The 5,232-nt window shown below is 65.8% G+C and carries 4 protein-coding genes; 1 reads left to right on the top strand and 3 read right to left on the bottom strand.

Annotated elements, in window-relative coordinates:
- Positions 1–385 (bottom strand): oxygenase MpaB family protein (locus A5779_RS06890; protein WP_131811598.1); only part of this gene is annotated, 385 nt, incomplete at its 3' end.
- A 79-nt stretch (positions 386–464) separates the two neighbouring features.
- Between A5779_RS06890 and A5779_RS06895 the strand changes: the two genes are divergently transcribed.
- The gene (locus A5779_RS06895) at positions 465–956 is read left to right on the top strand and encodes an OsmC family protein (protein ID WP_064880253.1); all 492 of its coding nucleotides are present in this window, start codon (positions 465–467) and stop codon (positions 954–956) included.
- Here A5779_RS06895 and A5779_RS06900 read toward each other — a convergent pair.
- A complete protein-coding gene (locus A5779_RS06900; protein WP_064880255.1) occupies positions 922–2,673 on the bottom strand; it encodes an alpha/beta fold hydrolase in 1,752 nt (583 codons plus the stop codon). The genes A5779_RS06895 and A5779_RS06900 overlap by 35 nt on opposite strands.
- Before the next feature lie 93 nt (positions 2,674–2,766).
- Positions 2,767–5,232, bottom strand: a 2,466-nt coding sequence (locus tag A5779_RS06905; protein ID WP_064880257.1) for an NAD-glutamate dehydrogenase domain-containing protein, incomplete at its 5' end; no start/stop codon positions are given.

Raw genomic sequence — 5,232 nt, forward strand, 5'->3', positions numbered from 1 at the left:
GCAGGACGAGGAAGATGCCGCTGATCGCAATCCAGTTCCACAGCTGGGGGTTGAGTGCGCTGTAGCGGACGTCGGCGAAGTCGTCCTTACCGTGTCCACGGACTTCGCGGTGCATGGTCTGCAGGCGGCGCCCCTCCGCCTCCCGATCTGTCGCGTCGCCCCAGATCGCTAGAAACGCCGAAAACCCGCTGCGCACCCCGCGATCGAGAAAGTTGCGCTCGAACCGGCCGCTGCGATCGACGGCCGCGGCCACCGGGACCAGGGCCACCTCGTCGAAGGCTGCCGCGCCGAAGGCACCCCCCAGGATGCTGCCCGAGTGCCTGCGGAAATCTGCCAGTACGTTCGGCCGCACTACGTCTTCGTCGGCCACGCTGCCAATAGACATGGCACAAAGGCTAGCAATCTGTGCCAATGTGTCAATACCGAAAATCGTCCTCACGTACACGATTGGTAGCGTCGCGATCATGGCCAACCGGACGCATCGATACGAGGTCGAGGTGACCTGGACCGGCAACACCGGTTCGGGCACCAGCGGCTACCGCGACTACGCGCGTGACCACGACGTGACCGGCGTCGAGACACCCGGCAAGCCGGTGATCCTGGGTAGCGCCGATCCGGCCTTCCGGGGAGACCCGCAGCGCTGGAACCCCGAGGAGCTGCTGGTGGTCAGCCTGTCGCAGTGCCACATGCTGTGGTACCTGGCGCTGTGCGCCAAGGCAGGCATCGTCGTCACTGCCTACAGTGACCGGCCCGACGGTACGATGAGCGAGAACGCCGAGGGCAGTGGCGTTTTCACCGACGTCACGCTACGACCGCAGGTCACCATCACCGACGGGCAGCGGGTGAGGGAGGCCACCGAGCTCCATCATGAAGCCCACCGGATGTGCTTCATCGCCAACTCGGTCAATTTTCCGGTGAGCGCTACACCCACCGTGACAGCACCGAGCGGGGAATGAACGACGCGTCGACCGGGACGAACTCGAGTGCACTCCAGTCGGATTCGTCGGGCAGCGTTCCCGAGTCGATGACGACGGCGGTGGCATTGCCCGCCCCGGCGTCGATGTCGACGGTCTGACCCGCATCGCCGTACGTGCCGTTGCAGTCACTCAGGCACCGGCCGGTGACCGGATCGATGTTGCCCTCGAACATGTCGTTGACCCATCCGGCCATCAACCTTTGCACTGCGGGCGGGTTCTGCGGCTGCGGAATGCCCGCCACAAGATAGGCCGCCGCCTGGATCAGCGGGTTACCACCCAGCATGGAATCCATGTGGACACCACCGTTGACCACGACCCCGACGAACGTCCCGGGTCTGGCGGCCGAGAGCTCGTCGTTCACCTTGCTGGTGGAGTTGAACGCGTTCAGCGGCGCACCGATCTCATAGACCGGCACATAGTCGGCGGGATCGTTGCCATTGCTGGCCTCGAGCTGATGGAGGCGGTCCATCGCAGCCGGCAGACTGCCCGAGGGAGGAACCCCGTCCAGCAGCACCACACCGGCAAGGTCGTTGGGCGCATCCTGTCCTTCGGCACGGCGGGCGACCAACCCCTCGGCGTAGTAGCCGGCCACCCCGGGCGCGAAGCCGCCGCCCAGTGAATGGCCGACGAGCACGAATCGCTCTGGAACGGTGAAGCTCTCCTGACCGGCCTTCAGCGATGCGGTAGTCATACTGGCGTTCAAGGCTTTTCGATCCGGGTCGAGAAAGAGCTCGGCAACCGCCTGGTGCATGTTGTCCCCACCGAGCCACATGCCGCCGGCGGTGTACGGGTTGGACGTCACTGTGGTTACCACGACGACGCTGTTGGTGCGCTCGGCCAGATAGGACGCGGTGTAGCTGTACATCGGTCCGGTGGCGATGAATCCGTGCTGGAGGTAGATCAGCCGGTCCGGCTGACCGTGCGTCGGGAAGTACCAGTCGGCGGGAACCTCGTTGCCCGGGGAGACCACCAGCGTCGAGCTGCTCACCTCGACCGAATCGCGAAGCCCGGGCGGCACGGTGGGTGGCCCGTCGACGGCTTGGATCACTCCGCCGACCGCGTTGAACAACGCAGACCCGACAGCGTTGACCACCGACTGCAAGCCGGATCCGATCAGATCGGGGAGTTGTGCCGACGACGACCCAGTCACGCCGACGCCGCTCGGTGCAGTCGCTGAAATCGTTTTCGGCACTTCAGAAATCGCGGTCAGCGGATTACGAACGTCACTGGCTGGTTGGTCGTTTTGCGCCAGGTCGGCAGTCAGCGGTGCCAGGGCATCACGCAACTGTTTGCGTGCCGCACTGCGCTGCGTCGACAGCGGGCGAAGCGGCGTCTGCTTGGTGGCTGCCGGCAGTGCGTCAGATTCGCTGTCGTCCGGTGTGGCTGCCTTTGCCTTCCCGACCGCGTCTTTCTCGATCGGGTCCTTCCTGACGGCTTCCCGCTCGACGGTGCGACGCACACGAGGTGCCGCGGAACGTGCCAGACGATCGGGCCGCTTGAGGTGCGGTGTGACATGTCGACTACCGGCGGGCGCGGCGCGGTCCGGCTTTGCGCTGCTGGTCGACGTCTTCACCGGGCCGGCATGCGAATCACCTGAGGAGTCAGCCTCGGCGCTGGCTGTGCCGGCACCGGCGAGCAACGCCGCCGATACTCCGGCGGTCAGCACACCGGCGCCCACCCATCCCAAGTACGCCACGTGTACCCCCCTGGTGCGCCGATTCCGCGGTTAGCATCCAGCCAATCGCGGAATCGGCCGCCGGATCAGGTTTTCGGTGGGTTGGTTACGAGTTCATCGATGGAGCCGGCGCAGCTGGGCTGAGGCCACCGACAACACCGCCAGGTCGGGCTCGGCGGAGTCGAGGAACTCGTCCAGCGTGCGTTTGGCCCGGTCCAGGCGCGGCCGGTTGTAGGCCTCGAAGTCGCGGATGCTGCATGCGGCCTTATCGCCCTCCATCCCGTGCTTGGTGACGTCGATCGTGAGATCGCGCAATGAGCGGTACAGGTCTTCCCGAAGGGCCAGCCGGGCCTGGGCGTGCCAGCGGCCACCGCGCGGAAGCGACGACACCGCCAGCAGTAGCCGATCCACTCCCAGCCGGTCCGACAGTTCGAAGTAGATCCTGGCCAGTTGGGCCGGGTCCTCTCCGTGGACATGGGCGACCTCGATGATGTCCAGAAGGCTGAACGCATAGAGGGATTCGCTGATCCGATGCGCGATGTTGCCTGGTACGCCGCGAGCCACCAGGTCGTCATGTGCCGTCAAGACGGTTGCCCGCTCCTGGCCTCGCAGCATCGATCCGAGTTGCCCGTGCAGCATCGCCAGCTGGTTGCTGAATCGGGTGATCTCGGTATCGATTTCGAGCGGTTGGGGCCGGTTGAGCAAGAACCATCGGGCGGCCCGGTCGAGGAGACGCCTGCCCTCGATGACCATCGCATTCGTGAGCGCGGGCGAGAGGTCGGCGGCATAGATGTCGGACCAGAGTGTGTCGAGGTCGAAAACCTCGGACACCACCGCATGAGCCCGCACGACGTCGGCTGGGGCTGCGCCGGTTTCCTCGGAGAGCCGGAACGCGAAGGTCAGCCCTGAGGTGGCCAGCACGCGGTTGACGATCGAGGTGGCGATGATCTCCCGACGGAGCGGATGCTCGGGCAGTGGCTCGCCGAGTTGGCGCCGCAACGTCGGTGGGAAGTACCGGGTCAGCAGCGTGACGAAGTATGGGGCGTCGAACATCTCGCCGGCGAGCAGGTCAGCCTTGAGGTCGAGCTTCACGTGCGCCATCAACGTTGCCAGCTGTGGCGCGGAAAGGCCGCGACCGTCCTTCGCGAGGTCAGCGAATTCCTCTGGGCTGGGCATATTTTCGCGGGATCGGTGTAACCCGCGTCGGGCCTCCAGGTCCGCCGTCATCCGGGCGTGCACGTCGACCATCTGGGTGGCGTTGGAACGGGCATCGCCGAGCAGACGATTGTGCGCCTGGTTGTTGGCCAGGACGAGCTGTGCCACTTCGTCGGTCATATCGGCCAGCAGTCGGTTGCGCGCGCTACCCGTGATCAGGCCGGACCGGGTGGCAGAGTCCAGCAGGATCTTGATGTTGACCTCGTGATCCGAGCAGTCCACTCCGGCCGCGTTGTCGATGGCGTCGGTGTTCACCAGGCCGCCGCGGCGGGCGTAGGCGATGCGGGCGCGCTGGGACAGCCCGAGATTGCCGCCCTCGACGATCACCTGGGCTCGGACATCCTCGGCGTCCACCCGCACCTGATCGTTCACCTTGTCGGCGATGTCGGAGTGCTGTTCGTCGCGGGCCTTGATGTAGGTGCCGATTCCACCGTTGAACAGCAGGTCCACCGGGGCGCGCAGGATATGGCTGATCAATTGGGTGGGAGTGAGCCGGGTCTGGTCGTCGTCGATGTCGAGCGCGGCGCGCATCTGTGGTGTGGTGGCAATGGTTTTCGCGGTCCGCGGCCACACCCCTCCGCCCGGGCTGATCGCAGAACGGTCGTAGTCATCCCACGACGATTGGGACAGTTCGAACAGCCGTTGGCGTTCTTTGCGGGCCGGCACGGTGTCGGGCTGCGGATCGATGAAGATGTGTCGGTGATCGAATGCGGCCACCAGGCGCAGGCCGGGACGCAGCAGCATGCCGTTGCCGAAGACGTCCCCGCTCATGTCGCCGACGCCGACGGCGGTGAACTCATCGGTCGCCGAAACGATACCGAGCTCGGCCAGGTGGGTGTCGCCGCTGACCCAGGCACCGCGAGCGGTGATGCCCATCGCCTTGTGGTCGTAACCGGCCGAACCGCCGGAGGCAAAGGCGTCGCCCATCCAGTAACCGCGGTCGAGCGCCACCGCATTGGCGGAATCGGAGAATGTGGCGGTGCCCTTGTCCGCGGCCACCACCAGGTAGGGGTCGGGTCCGTCGTGGCACACCACTCCGCCGAAGCGGGGCCGATCTTCGGAATCTGACGGGGCGGTCTTGTCGACCACGTCGAGCAGTGCGGCGATGAACTGCCGATAACTCCGCAGTCCCTGAACACGGGGCGACTGGCCCGCGGCGGTGCGGGCCTTGACGACGAACACGCCCTTGGCTCCGACCGGAACGATCATCGCGTTCTTGACGGCCTGTGCCTTGACCAGGCCCAGAACCTCGGTGCGGTAGTCATCGTGGCGGTCGGACCACCGGAGCCCGCCGCGGGCCACCAGCCCGAAGCGAAGATGCAGACCCTCGAATTCCGGTGAGTACACGAAGATTTCGGAAAGGGG

The organism is Mycolicibacterium peregrinum, assembly GCF_001665625.1.
GTDB classification, from domain to species: Bacteria; Actinomycetota; Actinomycetes; order Mycobacteriales; family Mycobacteriaceae; genus Mycobacterium; species Mycobacterium peregrinum_B.